The sequence below is a fragment of the Nocardia sp. Tas62D01 genome, from assembly GCF_055232035.1.
Window position 1 is genome coordinate 1,498,923 of record NZ_JBUYUZ010000001.1, and the last position, 17,360, is coordinate 1,516,282.

The following is a 17,360-nucleotide window of genomic DNA, read 5'->3' on the forward strand; positions in this document are numbered from 1 at the left end:
CGACCCGCGTCGCGACGACTTGCGGCGCCGCACGCTTCAGTACCCACATTTCATCGCCCGGACTATGACAGCAATCACAGTTGCCACCGTTGATCCAGGGAATTTCCCTCGATTCTGCGGGAAATATGGCCGCGCGGCCGGAATGGCCATCCTGACGTGGCACAATGGGCACATGCGCGGATCTGGAGTACGACTTGTGGCACGTCGCCACGTCGACTACCAGCGCGTCTGCAGCGCCTGCTGTCTGCCCGGTTCCCACCAGTAGCTCAGCGGCGCACTCCCGGGTCTCCCCGGGCGATCTCCCGATTTCGAGGAATCGGCCCGCTGACACCGCAGGCGCGAGTCAGCCCCTCGCGCCCACAGCATGGATGTTCACCCACCCCGCAGGAGCGACCCTATGACGTCGAGCACTGACGCCGGTCCGACCGATCAGCCTTCGCCGCAGTCCCGGCCCGAGCGTCCCGCGCGCCTGGACCGACCGGCTTCCGAAGGGCGCGTTCGACCGGACCGCCCACGCACCGAAGCAACCACCGCGCCGCGCGCCCGCACCGGCAAGCCTGTACGTCGTAAGGCGGAGGGCCAGTGGGCGCTGGGCTACCGCGAGCCGCTGAACCCGAACGAACAGTCCAAGAAGGACGACAACCCCCTCAACGTCCGCGCGCGGATCGAGAACATCTACTCCAAGCAGGGCTTCGACAGCATCGACAAGGGCGATCTGCGCGGCCGGTTCCGCTGGTGGGGTCTCTACACCCAGCGCGAACAGGGCTACGACGGCAGCTGGACCGGCGACGAGAACATCGACATTCTCGAGGCCGAGTACTTCATGATGCGCATCCGCTGCGACGCGGGCGCATTGAATGTCGAACAGTTGCGGACCCTCGGCCAGATCTCGACCGAGTTCGGCCGCGACACCGCCGACCTGTCCGACCGCGAGAACGTCCAGTTCCACTGGATCGAGGTGGAGAACGTCCCCGAGATCTGGAAGCGGATCGAGGCGGTCGGACTGAAGACCACCGAGGCGTGCGGCGACTGCCCGCGGGTGGTGCTCGGCTCGCCGCTGGCCGGTGAGTCGCGCAGCGAGATCATCGACCCGACACCCGCGATCGAGGAGATCGTGCGCCGCTACATCGGCAAGAAGGAGTACTCCAACCTGCCGCGCAAGTTCAAGACCGCGATCTCGGGCCAGCAGGACGTGGTGCACGAGATCAACGACATCGCGTTCGTCGGGGTGAACCATCCCGAGCACGGACCCGGCCTGGATCTGTGGGTCGGCGGCGGGCTTTCGACCAATCCGATGCTGGCGCAACGGGTCGGCGTGTGGGTGCCGCTCGAGGAGGTGCCCGACGTGTGGGAGGCCGTTGTCTGCCTGTTCCGTGACTACGGCTACCGGCGGCTGCGGACAAAGGCCCGTCTGAAGTTCCTGGTCAAGGACTGGGGCATCGAGAAGTTCCGCCAGGTGCTCGAGGAGGAGTTCCTGAAGCGCAAGCTGATCGACGGTCCCGCGCCAGTGCAGCCGACCAAGCCGATCGACCACGTCGGCGTGCAGAAGCTGCGCAACGGGCTCAACGCGGTCGGCTTCTCCCCCATCGCGGGCCGGGTGTCGGGCACCGTCCTGTCCAAGGTCGCGGACGCGGCGGCCGAGATCGGCTCCGATCGCATCCGGTTCACCCCGTACCAGAAGCTGATCGTGCTCGACGTCGCCGACGACAAGGTCGATGCGCTGATCGACGAGCTGGAACCGCTTGGCCTGCAGGCACGTCCGTCGCTGTGGCGGCGCAACCTGATGGCGTGCAGTGGGATCGAGTTCTGCAAGCTGTCCTTCGCCGAGACCCGCAAGCGATCCCAGGCGCTGGTGCCGGAACTCGAGGAGCGGCTCGCGGATCTCAATGCGCAGCTGGATGTTCCGGTGACCATCAACATCAACGGCTGCCCGAACTCGTGCGCGCGCTCGCAGATCGCGGACATCGGGTTCAAGGGTCAGCTGGTCGATGACGGCACCGGGAATCATGTCGAGGGATTCCAGGTTCACCTCGGTGGCAGCCTCGGATTCGACAGCGCGTTCGGTCGTAAGTTGCGCCAGCACAAGGTGACCAGCAACGAACTCGGTGACTACATCGAGCGGGTGGTGCGCAATTTCATCAAGCACCGCGAGGACGGCGAACGATTCGCCCAGTGGGCGGTTCGCGCCGACGAAGCCGACCTGAAATGAGCGCGGCGGGAGATCTGACATGACAACGCAATTGGTGGGCAAGCGCTCCGAGGACGAGCTACGGGCGATCGCCGAACGCGCCGCCGCGGAACTCGATGGCGCGTCGGCGGCCGAGCTGCTGCAGTGGACCGAGGACAACTTCGGCGCCGGCGCGACCGGAGCGCGCGGCGATCGCGCCGGGTACATCGTCGCCTCGAACATGCAGGACGGCGTGCTGGTTCACCTTGCCGCGCAGGTCCGTTCGGGCGTGGACGTGCTGTTCCTCGACACCGGCTACCACTTCGCCGAAACCATCGGCACCCGTGACGCGGTCGAGGCCGTGTACGGCGTGAACGTTGTCAATGTGCGGCCCGAACACACGGCGGCCGAACAGGATCAACTGCTCGGCAAGGATCTGTTCGCGCGCGAGCCGAATGAATGCTGCCGCTTGCGCAAGGTTGTGCCGCTGCAGAAGTCACTCAGCGGATACAACGCCTGGGTCACCGGCATCCGCCGGGTGGAAGCGCCGACCCGGGCCAACGCGCCGCTCATCTCGTTCGACGAGGCGTTCGGCCTGGTGAAGATCAACCCGATCGCCGCCTGGTCCGACGACGAGATGCAGGCCTACATCGAACAGCACGGCATCCTCGTCAATCCCCTGGTGGAAGAGGGATATCCGTCCATCGGCTGCGCTCCGTGCACACGAAAGCCGGAGCCGGGTTCCGATCCGCGAAGCGGCCGCTGGGCCGGCCTCGCCAAGACCGAATGCGGGTTGCATCAGTCATGACCGAGACCACCGTGAGTGAGCTTGTGAACGAATCATCCAACACCGCCGGACGTTCCCTCGGTATCACCGATTTCGACACCCTTGCAGCGCTGGAATCGGAGTCGATCCACATCTTCCGTGAGGTGGCAGGCGAATTCGAGCGGCCGGTGATCCTGTTCTCCGGCGGCAAGGACTCGACGGTGCTGCTGCACCTGGCGCTCAAGGCATTCTGGCCCGCGCGGCTGCCGTTCGCGCTGCTGCACGTCGACACCGGGCACAACCTGCCGGAGGTGCTGGAGTTCCGCGACAAGATCGTCGACCGGTACGGGCTGCGTCTGTATGTGGCCAAGGTCGAGGACTACCTCGCCGACGGTCGGCTCACCGAGCGGCCCGACGGTATCCGTAACCCGCTGCAGACCGTCCCGCTGCTGGACGCCATCAGCGAGCACCGCTTCGACGCGGTGTTCGGCGGCGGCCGTCGCGACGAGGAGCGCTCCCGCGCCAAGGAGCGAATCTTCTCGCTGCGCAACGCCTTCGGGCAGTGGGATCCCAAGCGGCAGCGGCCGGAGCTGTGGAACCTGTACAACGGCAAGCACGCACCGGGCGAGCACGTGCGAGTGTTCCCGCTGAGCAACTGGACCGAGCTCGACATCTGGCGCTACATCGCGCGCGAAAACGTCGACCTGGCGAGCATCTACTACACCCACGAGCGCCCGGTGTTCCAGCGCGACGGCATGTGGATGACGCCCGGCGTGTGGGGCGGCCCCCACGAAGGTGAAGTGCTGGAGACCCGTTCGGTGCGCTACCGCACCGTCGGCGACGGATCCAGCACCGGCGCAATTCTCTCCGACGCGGCCGACAACGAGACGATCCTCGCCGAGGTGGCCGCCTCCCGACTGACCGAACGCGGTGCGACCCGCGGCGACGACCGAGTTTCGGAAGCCGCCATGGAAGACCGCAAGCGAGAGGGTTACTTCTGATATGTCCGACCTATTGAGGCTGGCCACCGCCGGTTCTGTCGACGACGGCAAGTCCACTCTGGTCGGACGCCTGCTCTACGACACGAAATCCGTACTGGCCGACCAGATCGACGCCGTCACCCGCGCGTCGGTGGACAAAGGTCTCGCCACGCCGGATCTTTCGCTGCTGGTGGATGGGCTGCGCGCGGAGCGGGAGCAGGGCATCACCATCGATGTCGCCTACCGCTATTTCGCTACACCCCAGCGGTCTTTCGTGCTCGCGGATACTCCCGGACATGTGCAGTACACCCGCAATACGGTGTCCGGCGCGTCCACCGCGCAGCTGGTGATCCTGCTCGTGGATGCCCGCAAGGGTGTCATCGAGCAGACCCGTCGGCACGCCGCGGTGCTCGCCCTGCTCGGGGTGCCGAAGCTGGTGCTCGCTGTGAACAAGATCGACCTGGTAGAGGATGCCGCAACCGTATTCGCCGATATCTCTGCCGAATTCAACAAGCTCACCAGCACGTTGGGATGGACGAGCGAGGACGTGCAGGAGATTCCCGTCTCCGCGTTGAACGGTGACAATGTCGCTTCGCGGTCGGCGCATACCCCCTACTACGACGGGCCTTCGCTGATCGAGCACCTGGAATCCGTTCCGGTGGACGCCGATAGCTCGGGGGCGCACTCGCTCGGGCTGCGGTTCCCGGTGCAGTACGTGATCCGGCCGCGCACCGCCGAGTACCCGGATTACCGTGGTTACGCCGGACAGATCGCAGCGGGCTCGGTGGCGCCCGGCGACGAAATCGTGGTGCTGCCTTCGGGTATCCGCTCCACGGTCGAGCGGATCGACACCCCCGATGGTGAGCTCGCGGTCGCGCAGACCGGGCGCAGCGTCACGCTGATCCTCGCCGACGACGTCGACATCTCGCGCGGCGACACCATCGCTTCGGTAGCCGACGCCCCCGAGCCGATCGATACCTTCGACGCGACAGTCTGCTGGTTGGGCGATAAGCCGCTGCGCCCCGGCGCCCGGCTGCTGCTCAAGCACGGCACCCGCACCACGCAGGCCATCGCCGGCGCCCTGGTCGAACGCTTCGACGAGCAGCGGCTGACTGCGCAGCCGAACCCGGAGTCGTTGGAACTCAACGACATCGGCCGCATCTCGCTGCGCGTCGCCGAGCCCATCGCGGCCGACGATTACCGCGTCAACCGCCACACCGGCAGCTTCCTACTCATCGACCCCGCAGGCGGCAATACCCTCGCGGCAGGCCTGGTCGGCGACGTGCTGTCAATGGTCGAGGTCGGAGTCTGACATGTGGTCCGCGCCAGCACATTTCATCACGCCAGCGCGGACCACACCCCTGCCCACATCCGAGCCTTCGGGTGACACCACCCCAACGCGGATGACTCCGGCTCGCCCAGCCGCCAGGTCCGACCCCGATAGCCCGGCGCGGCAGAGTGACACACCTGCGCGTGTACCGTCCGTCGGCGTCACTCCGACGCGCTCCGCTCCGGCTCGCCCAATCGCCACAACCGGCCTTCGCGCCCCAACCCGGGCGAGTGACACACCCGCGGCTTTCCCAACCGTGGGCTTCTCGGCACTGGCGGGCAGCGCATCGACGCCGCCCGCGCTGATCGCTGTTGCACACGGAAGTCGCGATCCACGTTCGGCCGCAACGATGTCCGCGGTTGTGGAGCGGATTGCCGCCGACCGTCCGGACCTCGATGTGCGGCTGGCGTTCCTCGACCTGAGCACTCCCCCTGTTGAATATGTCGTGGATGCCGTTGCGGCACACGGACACACGCATGCGGTCGTAGTACCGCTGTTGCTGGGCAGCGCCTTCCACGCCAGGGTCGACCTGCCGGGCCTGCTCGCCACAGCGCGGGCACGGCATCCGCAGTTGCGGCTGACCCAGGCCGACGTGCTCGGCACCGACGCGCGTCTGATCACCGCGGTCCGCACCAGAACGCTGGCCGCAGGCGCCGACCTGACCGACAACCGCCTCGGCGTCGCGGTCGCCGCCGTAGGCTCCTCGTCGCGAGAAGCGAACGCCCGCACCACCACCGTGGCCCGCCTTCTGACAACCGGCACTGCCTGGCACACCACCACCTGCTTCGCCACCGCCGAACCCTCACTACCCCAAGCGGTCTCACGGCTCCGCGCCCACGGCGCAACCCGAATCCTCGTCGCCCCCTGGTTCCTCGCCCCCGGTCTACTCACCGACCGCCTCTCCACCACCGAACCAAACCTGGTGCACGCCGACACAATCGGCGCCCACCCCCTCCTCACCGACGTGATCCTGGACCGCTACGCCACAGCCCACCTCTGCGCCCTCGACCTGTCAGCCTGACCCGCCCCACCGCGGCCGTTGCCCTCGCCTGCACCTCACCGGATCTGCCACCACACACCGGAATCCCTCGTATCCCGCCCGGCACTCCCACCACAAAGTGCCGCCGGCGCACAATTCGCCGCCCTATCCGCGCCTACATCTCGCCATGTCGGCTCGGACCTCCGTACCCGGGCATCCGCTCACCCGCTTCGGCGAGGATGTCTCGTCGACAGCCTGCGACGAGCGTCTGATGACTGCGCACAAGCTGCGCCTCACAGTCGGTCCAGCCCGACACTTCCGCCCCAAGGCGCATGTTCCCGCACCGACGAGCGAAAAGTGTCCACACAGACCGTGCCAGTCGTAGACGTACGCCAATCAGGCGGGCTCGCCGGGGAGGTTGTCGACGATGGTGCGGGCGGTGGCTACGCCCCCGCTGTCGTCCATTTGTTGGGCGGTGTTAGCGGCGGCGATGACGGCGTCGAGTTCGAAGGCGATGGAGTCGGCGTTGCGTTCGCCTAGGTGGCCTTGTTCTTGGGCGCGGCGAATTTCCTTGGCCAGGAAGGCAAGCCAGTCGCGGTGGTATTCGGCGATGGCGTCGCGGACGGGACCGGGCTTGCTGTCGAATTCGGCGATGGTGGCGACGCGGAAGCAGCCGCCGGGGAAGGTCGGCTCGGTGATGTGGTCGAACCAGCGGTCCATGAGGGTGCGCAGGCGGTCCGTTCCGTGGTCGATCCGTTCGGCAATGTGCTCGGTGTGATGCGGAACCCGCATTACACGGAGATTCTGGAGAAGGCCGGGGCGTAGCGGGATGTGTTTTGCGCGGGCACTTTTTCGGCCAGGAATGCGGGTTCCCGCGTAACGGTGGCGAAAGTGTCCGCGCAGGCCGGACCTACGCAACACGCCGTACGGGGTCGAGCACCACCCGACGGCCGCACCTAGCGGGAGTGCCCGGCCTGCGCCGATCACCGGACTGCAGCAGCAGTGCCGCGAAAGTGGCTGCGTAGTAGGGGCTTTTCAGGCGCGGAACCAGCGTTCCAGCACGGTGTTGAAGGGCAGATCGGCAATGCCGGTGCGGTGGAACAAGTCCCGCGATTCAATCGGTGGTTCGACCTGACGCCCTGTCCCGTCCCTGCATCGCCACGGGGCACGGCAGTCGCTGGCTCAGTGGCCGCGTGAGCCGCCGAAGCCACCTCCAGAGCCACCGCCCGAGTGGCCTGACGAGGCACCTCCCGACGACGCACCACCGGAGGACGCGCCGCCTGAGGACGACGCTCCGCCAGAAGAAGCACCACCGGACGAAACACCACCCGAGGACACACCGCCAGAAGAAGCACCACCGGACGAAACACCACCCGAGGACACACCGCCAGAAGAAGCACCACCGGACGAAACACCACCCGAGGACACACCGCCAGAAGAAGCACCACCGGACGAAACACCACCCGAGGAGGTTCCACCCGACGACGCGCCTGACGAAGCTCCACCAGCAGACGCACCGCCCGACGACGCACCGGAAGAATCGCCGCCAGAAGAAGCTCCATCGGAGGAAGCACCACCGGAGGTGGTCCCGCCAGTGGAGGCGCCGCCTGATCCACCCGAGGTGGAACCGCCGGAGGAAGCTCCGCTGGAAGAGGCACCACCCGATGTTGCGCCACCGCCGGCGGATGCATCAGGCGAGCTGCCACCGGAAGTTGTTCCGCCGGAGGATGTTTCGCCAGAAGTAGAGCCCGAGGCTCCGCCGGATGCCGGGGTGTCGGTGGCACCGCTCGTGGTGGAGCCGCCGGTGGCAGAGGTGGTAGAGCCGGAGGTCGTCGAGGTTTCCGTTCCAGCGGCCGGGGTTGTGGCGGTGCCGGGCGCCGCGGGGGCGGCGGGGTTCGGATCGGCTTGGGCTGGCGCCGGAGTCGCGCCGGGGAAGTTGGCCGGGAAGCTGATGCTCGGGATGGTGGGTGTGCCGACCGGCTGGTTCGGCACGGCGGGTAGCTGGAACGGCAGGTTCGGTGCGGGCGCGAAGCTGAGCCGCGAGGGAGCGAAGGGCAGCGGATTGATGAAGTGGGCCGGGTTGGCGTAGGTACCGGATTGTCCGGTATTGCAACAGGATCGCAGGTCCTGGTGGCTGCCGCGGCGGGATTCGGCCATGGTCGGGCCGAAGGTGGTGGTCTGGGCTGCCGGTGCGATCTGCAGGCCGGAGACCGGGCGACCGGAGGGGGTGAAGGACGCCGACTTGGTTGTCCAGCCGCCCTGTCTCCAGACTGCGGAGTCGGGGTCGATGAGCACATCGCCACCGGGCTCGTAGAGCAGTGCGTCGGCGGGGATGTCTACGCCGGGGGCTCGCTCGAGTGCGGGCGTCAGCCCGGGATCGACCGGTCCGCCGAGCACCGTCGCCGCGGACATGGCGATCGCGGAAGCGACTGCGGCGCCGGAGAATACGGTCGGGTGCAGGAGATGCTTGCCGCCGGAGCCGGCGGGAGCGAAGGTGCGTGCGGCATAGCTGGCGGCGCCGGTGGCGACGGACTGGCCGGGATCGGCCGACATCACCACGGGGCGACCGAGTTCGGCGAGGGTCCGCGCGACCTCCGTGGGCCGGGAGGCGCCGCCGACCAGCAGGATGCGTCCGATGTCGGAGAGGGTGAGGCCGGACGAGCCGATACACGCACGCACCACGTCGAAGGAGTCCCGGATGTGCTCGGTGCGCAGGCCGTCGATGTCGACGATCGACATCATCGACAGCGGGGTGGATCGGCCGGGAGCGGCGCTACCGGCGTATCGCGCGATCATCGAACCCAGTGGGCGACCGCCGAAGTCGTAGGAGCGCATGGGCTTTCCCACCACGGGGTGGTCGTCCCAGTCGGGGCCGACCCGGACGACGGCGACGTCGAGACAGGTGCCGCCGAGGTCGTACACCAGCACGAAACCGGGCTTCAACGGACCGTGTTCCTGCTCGAGCCACTCCGCGGCCGCGACCGGCTCGGGCACCAGCAGCACGTCCCTGGCCCCGGACAGGTCGAGCGCCTGCCGCAGCAGGGCGACCTGCTTGCCGGAATAGATCGCGGGATAAGTGGATACGGCACCGACGTCGGGTTCGACCAGGTCGAGCAGTCCGTTCACCACCGCGGCCACCAGATTCGCCGGTGACCAGAACTGGCCGCCGACGATCACCGGTTCCGGATCACGCGCCAGATCAGCGAAATCGCTGACCGCCATGCTGAATTGGGGGAGCCCACCGATTCGGACGCCGCCGGCGCTGTCGAACGTCACCGCCGTACGCCGAGTTCGCACCGATGGCCGCGGTCGTTCCTCGCTCACCGAAGCCGATACGGAGTTCACCGAACCGATGCTGAAGCCCACGCCTGTAGTCATTCGCCATCCCGTCAACGCACCGTGACCACGTCCATCACACAGGAGATCCATGTGGCCGCGGTCGTCTTCCAAACAGCTCCCACAGGTTAACTGCTTACCGGTGAGTACGGATGCCGAATTGATACGGAAAGTTTCGTTGCCGTTGACAATCCACAGTATGCCCAGGTAGATGGGCTGCGGTCGAACAATTCAGACCCCTGAACGACGGAAACGGACTGCGACAAGCGAAATTCCGCAACTCTGCAGCGATCCGGATATGCCCCCTAATCACTCCCGAACACCGACCATCGGCACCATCGCAACGAACCCGGCATCACACACCGACCGGTCGGTAACCGAACCGTTGCCAGCGCTGCACATTTCATTGCACGAGCGTCCCATCCAAACAAAGATGACACATCAAACGCAACGACCATTTCCCGCCAGCACCGCTCCCCCGCACCGGCTTGACTCGAGTCAGCGATGAGGCGCCAGGCGGGACGAAGATCCGGTCGCTGCCCCCGTCCTAGACGAAATAACAAGAACTGGAAGGAAATTGAAGACGATGTCTACACGGTTCGCGGACAAGGTCGTGCTGATCACTGGCGCCAGCTCGGGAGTAGGCAAGGCCGTGGCCCTGCGGGTGGCCGCCGAGGGCGGCGCGGTGGTGCTCGGCGCACGTGGCAAGGACGCGGGCGAACAGGTCGCCGCCGATATCCGCGCGGCGGGCGGGCGAGCACTATTCGTGCCGACCGATGTCTGCGTCGAAGAGGAGGTGGCGCGGCTGACGGAGGCCGCGCTGACCGAATACGGACGGCTGGACGGAGCCTTCAACAACGCGGGCGCGGTCAATGCCTTCGGCCCGGTCTCGGAGATCGATGAGACGGGCTGGCGCGCGGACATCGAGCTCAACCTCACCAGCGTGTTCTACGGTCTGCGCCACCAGGTTCCGGCGCTGATCACCTCCGGCGGCGGCGCGATCCTGAACAACGCGTCGAACCTGGGGGTTGTGGGCATGGGTCAGGTTGCGCCGTATGTCGCGGCCAAGCACGGCGTCGTCGGGCTGACACGCGCGGTGGCACTGGAGGCCGCCGAGCAGGGGGTGCGGATAAATGCCATCGTCTCCGGCGCGGTCGACACGCCCGCCTTCCGCAACTCGATGGGCGCGACACCCGAGGGCGAAGCGGCCATTGCCGCACTGCATCCCATGGGGCGGATCAGCAAGCCCGAGGAGATCGCCTCGTTCTGCGCGTACCTGCTCAGTGACGAGGCCAGCTTCGTCACGGGTGCGGCGCTCGCCATCGACGGCGGATTCACCGCGAGATGAGTAAGCGCGCCAACGGATAAGCGCGGCGCACCTCGGCCCGGTTCACGCCCTCATCGCGTGACCGAAGGCCGAGGTTCCGACCGCCGTTCTCGGACCATACCGCTTATCCGGCATTCCGGTGCTCGCCGGAATGTATTGGTGATCTGAGACACGTTCGTACCAACTGGGTCCCGGCTGGGAAGATACCGCCCGATAGTCCGGTTGCGATCAAGTGCGAGCCGGCAGGCGGCGGACCGATTTGGGGCGCAGTGCCGCGCCGCCCGCCTGGACCGACGGTTGACGACTGCGCACCAAACGATCGAATTCCTTTGCACTGCCGCGAGGTTCACGCAGTCGACCGGCATTGAAATCGTCGGCCAACTGCTGGACCGTCTGCTGGGCGCAGGACTTGTTGGTGCCGATGAAGCCGGTGGGGCCGCGTTTGATCCAGCCGGCGACATAGCCGCCGGGCAGCACCGACCCGCCCGGCCGGTCGAGGACACGGCCGGCTCGATTCGGGATGACCGCGACGTTGTCGTCGAAGGGCAGGCCGGGTACCGGGACGCCGCGGTAGCCCACCGAGGTGAGGACCAGTCCGGTGTCGAGGCGGTCGTTCTCCCCCGTCGGCACGGCGCGGGTGCGACCATCCGCATCGGTGACGAGGTCGTTACGGCCTAACGCGATACCGGTTGCCTCGTCGGTGCCGAGAATCTCGGTGGGCGCGGACAGGTAGCGGAAGACGATCCGCTTGCGGTTACCGAAGGGCCTGGTGCGGACGCTGTGCAGCAGGCGCAGCTTCTGCTCCACCTAATATGGCAGGCCCCTCGGTGAGTTCGGGCAGATCGCCGTCGACGGCGATGTCCACGTCGGCGCCGAGCAGGCCGACGAATTCCGGGACGGTGAAAGCGGATTCGGCGGGACCGCGACGGCCGAGGATCACGACCTCCTCGATCTTGCTGTCCCGCAACACCCGTAGCGCCGCAGGGGCGATATCGGTGTCGGCCAACGACTCCGGATCGCCGGTGAGAATGCGCGCCACATCCAGCGCGACATTGCCGTTGCCGACGATCACGGGGGTTGTCCCAGTCGATGTCGGTGAAGGGGTCGAAGTGCTTGTTCACCGAGCCCTCTATTTACTGTTTTCCATAGTTACACCTATGGCGGGCCTAGTCAACACGCCCCGGTCCGCGTTACCGAGCGGCGATCGGCCAGAACAGCACGACTGCCGCCCAAACGCCCGCTATCGCACCCCGAGCTGCGACAATCCCGCGACCACCGAATCTGCGGGCAGCGCAAGCACGAGCGCGACTCCGCCCACGGACATGCCCGCCGCGATGGCGACCCTCGTCAACCTGCGCCGGGTCCGCCGCGACAACAACAAGGCTCTGGTGGTCGCGCGGCGGTGCGCTCCCCGATGCTTACGCCCGTGCTGACCGGCCGCCGCTTCCTCGTCAGCGACGGCCGCCCGGAGCGCCATGATCGCCGCGCCGTCGGCGATCGTGCGCTCCGGGTCCGGGGCGGTGATCACCGGGCGGGCCAACTCCCCGGCCAGTACCTGCGAGACCTCGACCGGTCGCGCGGCACCGCCGACCACCAGGACGCAATCCACATCGGCCATGGTCACGTCGGCCACGCGCAGGCAGCGATACACCAGCTCGAGCGAGTCGCGCACGTGGTCGGCGCGCGATTGGTCGGCGGTCGTGCCGGTCACCACCCCCGATATGGAGGTCTGGAGGACACCGCGCGCGGTCCGCGAAGCGACCAGCGCGCCGAAGGCACGGCCGCCGAATTTCCGCGAGCGCAGCGGAACACCGACGATCGGGTTGAGCGGACGGCCCGCACCGACTCGGACCAGCGTGACATCGAGGCTGCAGCCACCTAGGTCGTAGACCAGCGCCAACCCGGGCATCAGCGGTCCGCGCGCGGCTTCCAGCCACGTGGCTGCGGCTACCGGTTCCGCGACAAGCGCGACATGCCCGAGTCCGACGGCGTCCAGCGACGCGCGCAGCTCGGCGACCAGTTCGTCGGCGTAGCCCGCCGGATGCGTCAGGGCGACCCCCGCACCAACCGCCCGACGATCGCGCCGCGCCTCGGTGATCAGGCACTCGGCGACCACCGCGACCAGGTCGGCGGAGGTCAGGGCGCGATGCCCGACCCTGGCCCGCATGGAGGCGCGCTGGGCCAGATCGGCGAATTCAGTGATCACGCGACCGTGCCGCGGAATCATGCCGACCCGTGCCATGCCGGTGCTGTCGAAGGTGAGGGTGGTGCGGCGGATGATGGCGGGCGAGCACTCGGCGGCGGAGCGACGCCCCGGCGGAGCCTTGGCCGAACCCCCCGCCGCCAGCGCGGAGACGGTGTTTACCGTACCGATGCTCAAACCGAGACCAACCGCCATCGCAATCCACCTCATCGCCGAGCCGAGTTGCTTCGAACCTCGACAAGGCAACCACTCGGCGACCCGTGTGCCAACCACCGGACAGACGGTTGTCCGCATGCCGCCTGCACTAACGATTCCGGGTGCGGGAAATCGAAAGCCGCGTGGCAACTCGCAGCCGCGTCGGCAACGGTGCAGCACGGAGTCAGCTACCCCTGGGCATGAATCCCTGTGCTCCAGAGGCGGTCTCACCCGATTCGAGTCCGGCTGGGTCTCTGCGGCCTAGTGGGTGAGGATATCCAGCACCATCCCCGCCGCCTGTTCCTGCCATTGGGCGTACAGGGTCGGGAAGACCGAACGCTGGGCCGCCTGGGCGGACTGCCAGAGCGGCACATTCATATAGTCCGGCGCGTACAGCTGGAGTGCATCAAGGAACGCACCGATGGCGTAGCGCAGATCAGTCAACTGCTCCGGGGTGCCCCAGCCTTCGGACGGGCGCTGCTGGAACATGCCGAGCGAGTCGTAGTCGACCGCCTCCGTCAGGTTTCGAAGCGTCGATTCCTGCAGGGCGGTGGCCAGGGATATCACCGCGGCATATGCGGGCAGGCCACGCTGGTGGACCACCTCGACGATCATTCGCGCGTTGGACCATTGTTCCGGGCTCGGGTTGAAATGCTGCTGTTTTCCATCGACGCCGCGCGGAAGCAGACTGGCCATCGTGGTGCCCCCATAGGGGTTCGGCGCCTTCGGCGGCACCGCGGATTGGACGCGCCGGGTCACCACCTCGGGTGACGGCAATGGGATCTCGGTGACCACCGGCCCATCCGGCGCTTGCAGCGAGGGCTGCACACCGGAAGGTGGAAGTGCGGCGGCCGAACCGGCCGGGAAAAACAGGGCCGTACCAGCGGCTGCCAGCGCGACAAATAGCTGTATTCGAATTGACATGGCGATCGATCAACTCCCCGCTACCGACAGACGACCTACTCCGCAGGGCCTCAGGCCCAGATAGAGCAGGTCGAGCGGTGGCGGCCGGGCGGCCGGACAACGATGCCCCGAACCGCGTTCGACGACCATTGCGAATGCTCACATCTGATCACGTTCCGATAAACCCCGGAACCCACTAGCGCATGTTTCGCATTCAGGACAATAGAAGGATTGAAACAATACTTTGGTTACGACACGCCGAAATCGCATCGATAATTCCTACCCGGCACACAATGACCGAATTGCACGGCGCACCCAAAACTTCGTATCAAAGGTTTCACCTGCGCCGTCGCCGGCGCGACACAGGTCGACATGGCCGCGGATACCCGATAATTCAACGGTCGAAAGTCCGTGAAATACCACTTATCCGGCGGGCAACTCTGGAATGCGCGTGGCGCGGGCAAAGACGGTTTCGCCCTCGTTCAGGTGCAGCGCCGCCGCATCGCCGCGGGTCACCTGGGCCGCGAACAGGTCACCGGTGGCGGCGTTGCGCAACTCGACACGCACCTCGAAGCCCAGGTGCACAACGCGTTCCACGGTGGCGCGGGTGACGCCGGCCGATTGCGCGGTGCCCTCGTGCGCGGCCAACGCCATGCTCGCGTCGCGACCGACGCGAATGTCGTGCGGGCGCACCAGATGTCCGTTGAGCCGGGCCACCGCGCCGAGGAAGGACATCACGAATTCATTGGCGGGACGGTCGTACACGTCCTCGGGCGTGCCGATCTGCTCGATGCGGCCCTTGTTCATCACCGCGATCCGATCGGCGACGTCCAATGCCTCCTCCTGGTCGTGGGTCACCAGCACGGTGGTCACGTGGACCTCCTCGTGCAGGCGACGCAGCCAGGTGCGCAGATCCGCGCGGACCTTAGCGTCGAGGGCGCCGAACGGTTCGTCGAGCAGCAGCACCTGCGGGTCGACAGCCAGCGCGCGGGCCAACGCCATGCGCTGACGCTGACCGCCCGACAGCTGCGCCGGGTACCGATGCTGGAAGCCGACGAGGCCGACGATTCCGAGTAGTTCGTCGACCCGCTTGGCGATCTCGCCCTTGGGCCGCTTGCGGATCTTCAACCCGAACGCGACGTTGTCGCGCACCGTCATGTGCTTGAACGCGGCGTAATGCTGGAACACGAAACCGATGTCGCGCTTCTGCGGCGCCACCCGGGTGACATCGCGTCCGGCGATGACGACGATGCCGGAGTCGAGCGATTCCAGGCCCGCGATCGAGCGCAACAGCGTCGACTTGCCCGAGCCCGACGGCCCGAGCAGCGCGGTCAGCTCTCCGGAGGGGATGTCGATGGTGACATCGTCGAGGGCGGCGAACGAACCGTAGTTCTTCTTCGCATTGGTCACGGTAATCACTTGGCGGCCCGCTTACGTTCGAGGAGGGTCATCAACAGCAGGACTACGAGGGCGATGCCCATCAGCAGGGTGGCGGCGGCGTAGGCGCCGAAGGTGTTGTGGTCGTTGATGTATCGGCCCTGCACCAGCAGTGTCAGCGTCTGCGATTTGCCGGGCAGCGCGGAGGACACCATGATCACCGCGCCGAACTCGCCGAGCGCACGCGCCACGGTGAGCACCACGCCGTAGGTGAGGCCCCAGCGGATCGCCGGCAGTGTGATGCGCCAGAACGTCTGCCACCGGGACGCGCCGAGAGTGGCCGCGGCCTGCTCCTGATCGTCGCCGATCTCGTGCAGCACCGGCTCGACCTCGCGCACCACGAACGGCAACGTGACAAAGATGGTGGCGATCACCATGCCGGGCAGGTTGAAGATCACCTTGAAGCCCAGATCTTCCAGTCCGCCGAACCAGCCGCCGGCGCCCCACAGCAGGATCAGCGCGACGCCGACCACGACCGGAGAGACAGCGAACGGCAGATCCACGATGCCCTGCACGAGGGTGCGGCCGGGGAACTTGCCGCGTACCAGCGCGATCGCGGTGACGATGCCGAAGATGACGTTCACCGGGACCACGATCGCCACGATGATCATCGACAACTGGAACGCCGAGATCGCCGCGGGCGTGGTGATCGAGTCGATGAACGCGCCGATGCCCTTTTCGAAGGTGCGCCACAGGATGATGATCAGCGGCAGCATCAGCAGAATGAACAGATAGCCCAGCGCGATGGTCCGCAGCGAGATGCGGGTCAGCGGAGAGAGTTTCATCGGGCAGGCCCTGTCTTGCGGGAGTTCCCGCACCCCGGCGGCACGATGAGCGCTTCGCGATTGTGTCTCATCGAGCCGCCTGTTCTTTGCGCACACTGCGCTCGGCCCACAGCCGCAGCAGCAGCAGCGTCGCGAACGAGATGACCAGCAGCGCAACCGAAACCGCCGCCGCGTTCACCGGCCGGTCGATCTCGATCTGCTGCTGGATGTACTGCGAGGCCATCTCGGTCTTGCGCGGAATGGCGCCGCCGATCAGTACCACCGAACCGTATTCGCCGATGGCGCGGGCGAAGGCGAGGCCGCCGCCGCTGATGATCGAGGGCGCGAGGATGGGCAACACGATCCGGCGGAAGGTGGTCGGGTTGTCCGCGCCGAGCGAGAGCGCGGCCTGTTCGACCTCGCGGTCGGCCTCGATAAGCACCGGCTGCACCGAGCGCACCACGAACGGGAGCGTGACGAACGCCAGTGCCACAATCAGGCCGGGCTGAGTGGCGTTGAGATGGATATCGATCGGACTCTGCGGCCCGTACAGCGCCAGCAGCACGATGCTGGCCACGATGGTCGGCAGCGCGAACGGCAAGTCGATCAGCGCGTTGACGATGCCCTTGCCGGGAAAGTCGTCGCGCACCAGCACCCAGGCGATGAGCGTGCCCATCACGACGTTGATCACCGCGACAACCACCGACACCAGGACGGTGATGCGCAACGAGTCCACCGCCGCGGGTGCGGCGATCGCGTCCCAGAACCCGGACCAGCCGTTGTCGAAGGACGTGACGGTGAGCGCGGCCAGCGGCAGCAGCACGATGATGCTGAGCCACAGCACCGCGGTGGCGATGCCGAGCGGGCCCACCGAACCGGTGACCCGCAGCCACGACCAGTCGAAGCGCCGAGGCGCGGCGGCAGGCACGGGTGTGCGCGCCTGTTCGGAAACACCGGAACCGGGCGCGGGCTC

General features: G+C 66.9%; 15 protein-coding genes. 6 read left to right on the forward strand and 9 right to left on the reverse strand.

Annotated elements, in window-relative coordinates; all coding sequences use genetic code 11:
* Positions 1 to 397: 397 nt before the first annotated feature.
* The 5 genes from ACV7NQ_RS07275 (at position 398) to ACV7NQ_RS07295 (ending at position 6,264) form a co-directional block, all read left to right on the forward strand.
* Positions 398 to 2,209, forward strand: a complete 1,812-nt coding sequence (locus tag ACV7NQ_RS07275) for a nitrite/sulfite reductase (protein ID WP_463358914.1) — start codon at positions 398 to 400, stop codon at positions 2,207 to 2,209.
* Positions 2,210 to 2,228: 19 nt separating this feature from the next.
* Positions 2,229 to 2,975, forward strand: a complete 747-nt coding sequence (locus ACV7NQ_RS07280; RefSeq protein WP_463358915.1) for a phosphoadenylyl-sulfate reductase — start codon at positions 2,229 to 2,231, stop codon at positions 2,973 to 2,975.
* The gene (cysD, locus tag ACV7NQ_RS07285) at positions 2,954 to 3,934 is read left to right on the forward strand and encodes a sulfate adenylyltransferase subunit CysD (protein WP_463358916.1); all 981 of its coding nucleotides are present in this window, start codon (positions 2,954 to 2,956) and stop codon (positions 3,932 to 3,934) included. The genes ACV7NQ_RS07280 and cysD overlap by 22 nt, the downstream gene beginning before the upstream one ends.
* A gap of 1 nt (position 3,935) precedes the next feature.
* A complete protein-coding gene (locus ACV7NQ_RS07290) occupies positions 3,936 to 5,225 on the forward strand; it encodes a sulfate adenylyltransferase subunit 1 (protein WP_463358917.1) in 1,290 nt (429 codons plus the stop codon).
* A 289-nt stretch (positions 5,226 to 5,514) separates the two neighbouring features.
* Positions 5,515 to 6,264, forward strand: coding sequence for a sirohydrochlorin chelatase (locus ACV7NQ_RS07295; protein WP_463365571.1), 750 nt, complete (start codon positions 5,515 to 5,517; stop codon positions 6,262 to 6,264).
* Positions 6,265 to 6,618: 354 nt separating this feature from the next.
* On the opposite strand, the gene ACV7NQ_RS07300 is transcribed toward ACV7NQ_RS07295, so the two are convergent.
* Both ACV7NQ_RS07300 and ACV7NQ_RS07305 read right to left on the reverse strand, forming a co-directional pair.
* Entirely contained in the window at positions 6,619 to 7,014 is a 396-nt protein-coding gene (locus ACV7NQ_RS07300) for a TetR family transcriptional regulator C-terminal domain-containing protein (protein WP_463358918.1), read from the reverse strand.
* A gap of 390 nt (positions 7,015 to 7,404) precedes the next feature.
* A complete protein-coding gene (locus tag ACV7NQ_RS07305; protein ID WP_463358919.1) occupies positions 7,405 to 9,600 on the reverse strand; it encodes an Hsp70 family protein in 2,196 nt (731 codons plus the stop codon).
* Between the two features lie 544 nt (positions 9,601 to 10,144).
* Here ACV7NQ_RS07305 and ACV7NQ_RS07310 point away from each other — a divergent pair.
* Positions 10,145 to 10,906 carry an SDR family NAD(P)-dependent oxidoreductase gene (locus tag ACV7NQ_RS07310; RefSeq protein WP_463358920.1) on the forward strand — a complete coding sequence of 254 codons (762 nt, stop codon included), beginning with the start codon at positions 10,145 to 10,147 and terminating at the stop codon, positions 10,904 to 10,906.
* A gap of 207 nt (positions 10,907 to 11,113) precedes the next feature.
* On the opposite strand, the gene ACV7NQ_RS07315 is transcribed toward ACV7NQ_RS07310, so the two are convergent.
* From ACV7NQ_RS07315 to cysT, 7 genes are all read right to left on the reverse strand, one after another.
* Positions 11,114 to 11,692, reverse strand: a complete 579-nt coding sequence (locus tag ACV7NQ_RS07315; RefSeq protein ID WP_463358921.1) for a hypothetical protein — start codon at positions 11,690 to 11,692, stop codon at positions 11,114 to 11,116.
* A complete protein-coding gene (locus ACV7NQ_RS07320; protein WP_463358922.1) occupies positions 11,640 to 11,957 on the reverse strand; it encodes a hypothetical protein in 318 nt (105 codons plus the stop codon). Before ACV7NQ_RS07320 ends, ACV7NQ_RS07315 begins: the two co-directional genes overlap by 53 nt.
* A 168-nt stretch (positions 11,958 to 12,125) precedes the next feature.
* The gene (locus ACV7NQ_RS07325; RefSeq protein ID WP_463358923.1) at positions 12,126 to 13,283 is read right to left on the reverse strand and encodes an Hsp70 family protein; all 1,158 of its coding nucleotides are present in this window, start codon (positions 13,281 to 13,283) and stop codon (positions 12,126 to 12,128) included.
* Between the two features lie 261 nt (positions 13,284 to 13,544).
* Positions 13,545 to 14,207: a hypothetical protein gene (locus tag ACV7NQ_RS07330; RefSeq protein ID WP_463358924.1), complete on the reverse strand. Its 663-nt coding sequence runs from the start codon at positions 14,205 to 14,207 to the stop codon at positions 13,545 to 13,547.
* A gap of 402 nt (positions 14,208 to 14,609) precedes the next feature.
* The gene (locus ACV7NQ_RS07335) at positions 14,610 to 15,605 is read right to left on the reverse strand and encodes a sulfate/molybdate ABC transporter ATP-binding protein (RefSeq protein ID WP_463358925.1); all 996 of its coding nucleotides are present in this window, start codon (positions 15,603 to 15,605) and stop codon (positions 14,610 to 14,612) included.
* A complete protein-coding gene (cysW, locus tag ACV7NQ_RS07340; protein WP_463358926.1) occupies positions 15,602 to 16,408 on the reverse strand; it encodes a sulfate ABC transporter permease subunit CysW in 807 nt (268 codons plus the stop codon). The genes ACV7NQ_RS07335 and cysW overlap by 4 nt, the downstream gene beginning before the upstream one ends.
* A 67-nt stretch (positions 16,409 to 16,475) precedes the next feature.
* Entirely contained in the window at positions 16,476 to 17,315 is an 840-nt protein-coding gene (gene cysT, locus ACV7NQ_RS07345; protein ID WP_463365572.1) for a sulfate ABC transporter permease subunit CysT, read from the reverse strand.
* Positions 17,316 to 17,360: the final 45 nt, after the last annotated feature.

Excerpts from the sequence above, each read along its gene's own strand:
- ACV7NQ_RS07275 (WP_463358914.1), top strand. The coding sequence starts at position 398 with ATGACGTCGAGCACTGACGCCGGTCCGACCGATCAGCCTTCGCCGCAG.
- ACV7NQ_RS07280 (WP_463358915.1), top strand. The coding sequence starts at position 2,229 with ATGACAACGCAATTGGTGGGCAAGCGCTCCGAGGACGAGCTACGGGCG.
- cysD (WP_463358916.1), top strand. The coding sequence starts at position 2,954 with ATGCGGGTTGCATCAGTCATGACCGAGACCACCGTGAGTGAGCTTGTG.
- ACV7NQ_RS07290 (WP_463358917.1), top strand. The coding sequence starts at position 3,936 with ATGTCCGACCTATTGAGGCTGGCCACCGCCGGTTCTGTCGACGACGGC.
- ACV7NQ_RS07300 (WP_463358918.1), bottom strand. The coding sequence starts at position 7,014 with ATGCGGGTTCCGCATCACACCGAGCACATTGCCGAACGGATCGACCAC.
- ACV7NQ_RS07305 (WP_463358919.1), bottom strand. The coding sequence starts at position 9,600 with ATGACTACAGGCGTGGGCTTCAGCATCGGTTCGGTGAACTCCGTATCG.
- ACV7NQ_RS07310 (WP_463358920.1), top strand. The coding sequence starts at position 10,145 with ATGTCTACACGGTTCGCGGACAAGGTCGTGCTGATCACTGGCGCCAGC.
- ACV7NQ_RS07325 (WP_463358923.1), bottom strand. The coding sequence starts at position 13,283 with ATGGCGGTTGGTCTCGGTTTGAGCATCGGTACGGTAAACACCGTCTCC.
- ACV7NQ_RS07330 (WP_463358924.1), bottom strand. The coding sequence starts at position 14,207 with ATGTCAATTCGAATACAGCTATTTGTCGCGCTGGCAGCCGCTGGTACG.
- cysW (WP_463358926.1), bottom strand. The coding sequence starts at position 16,408 with ATGAAACTCTCTCCGCTGACCCGCATCTCGCTGCGGACCATCGCGCTG.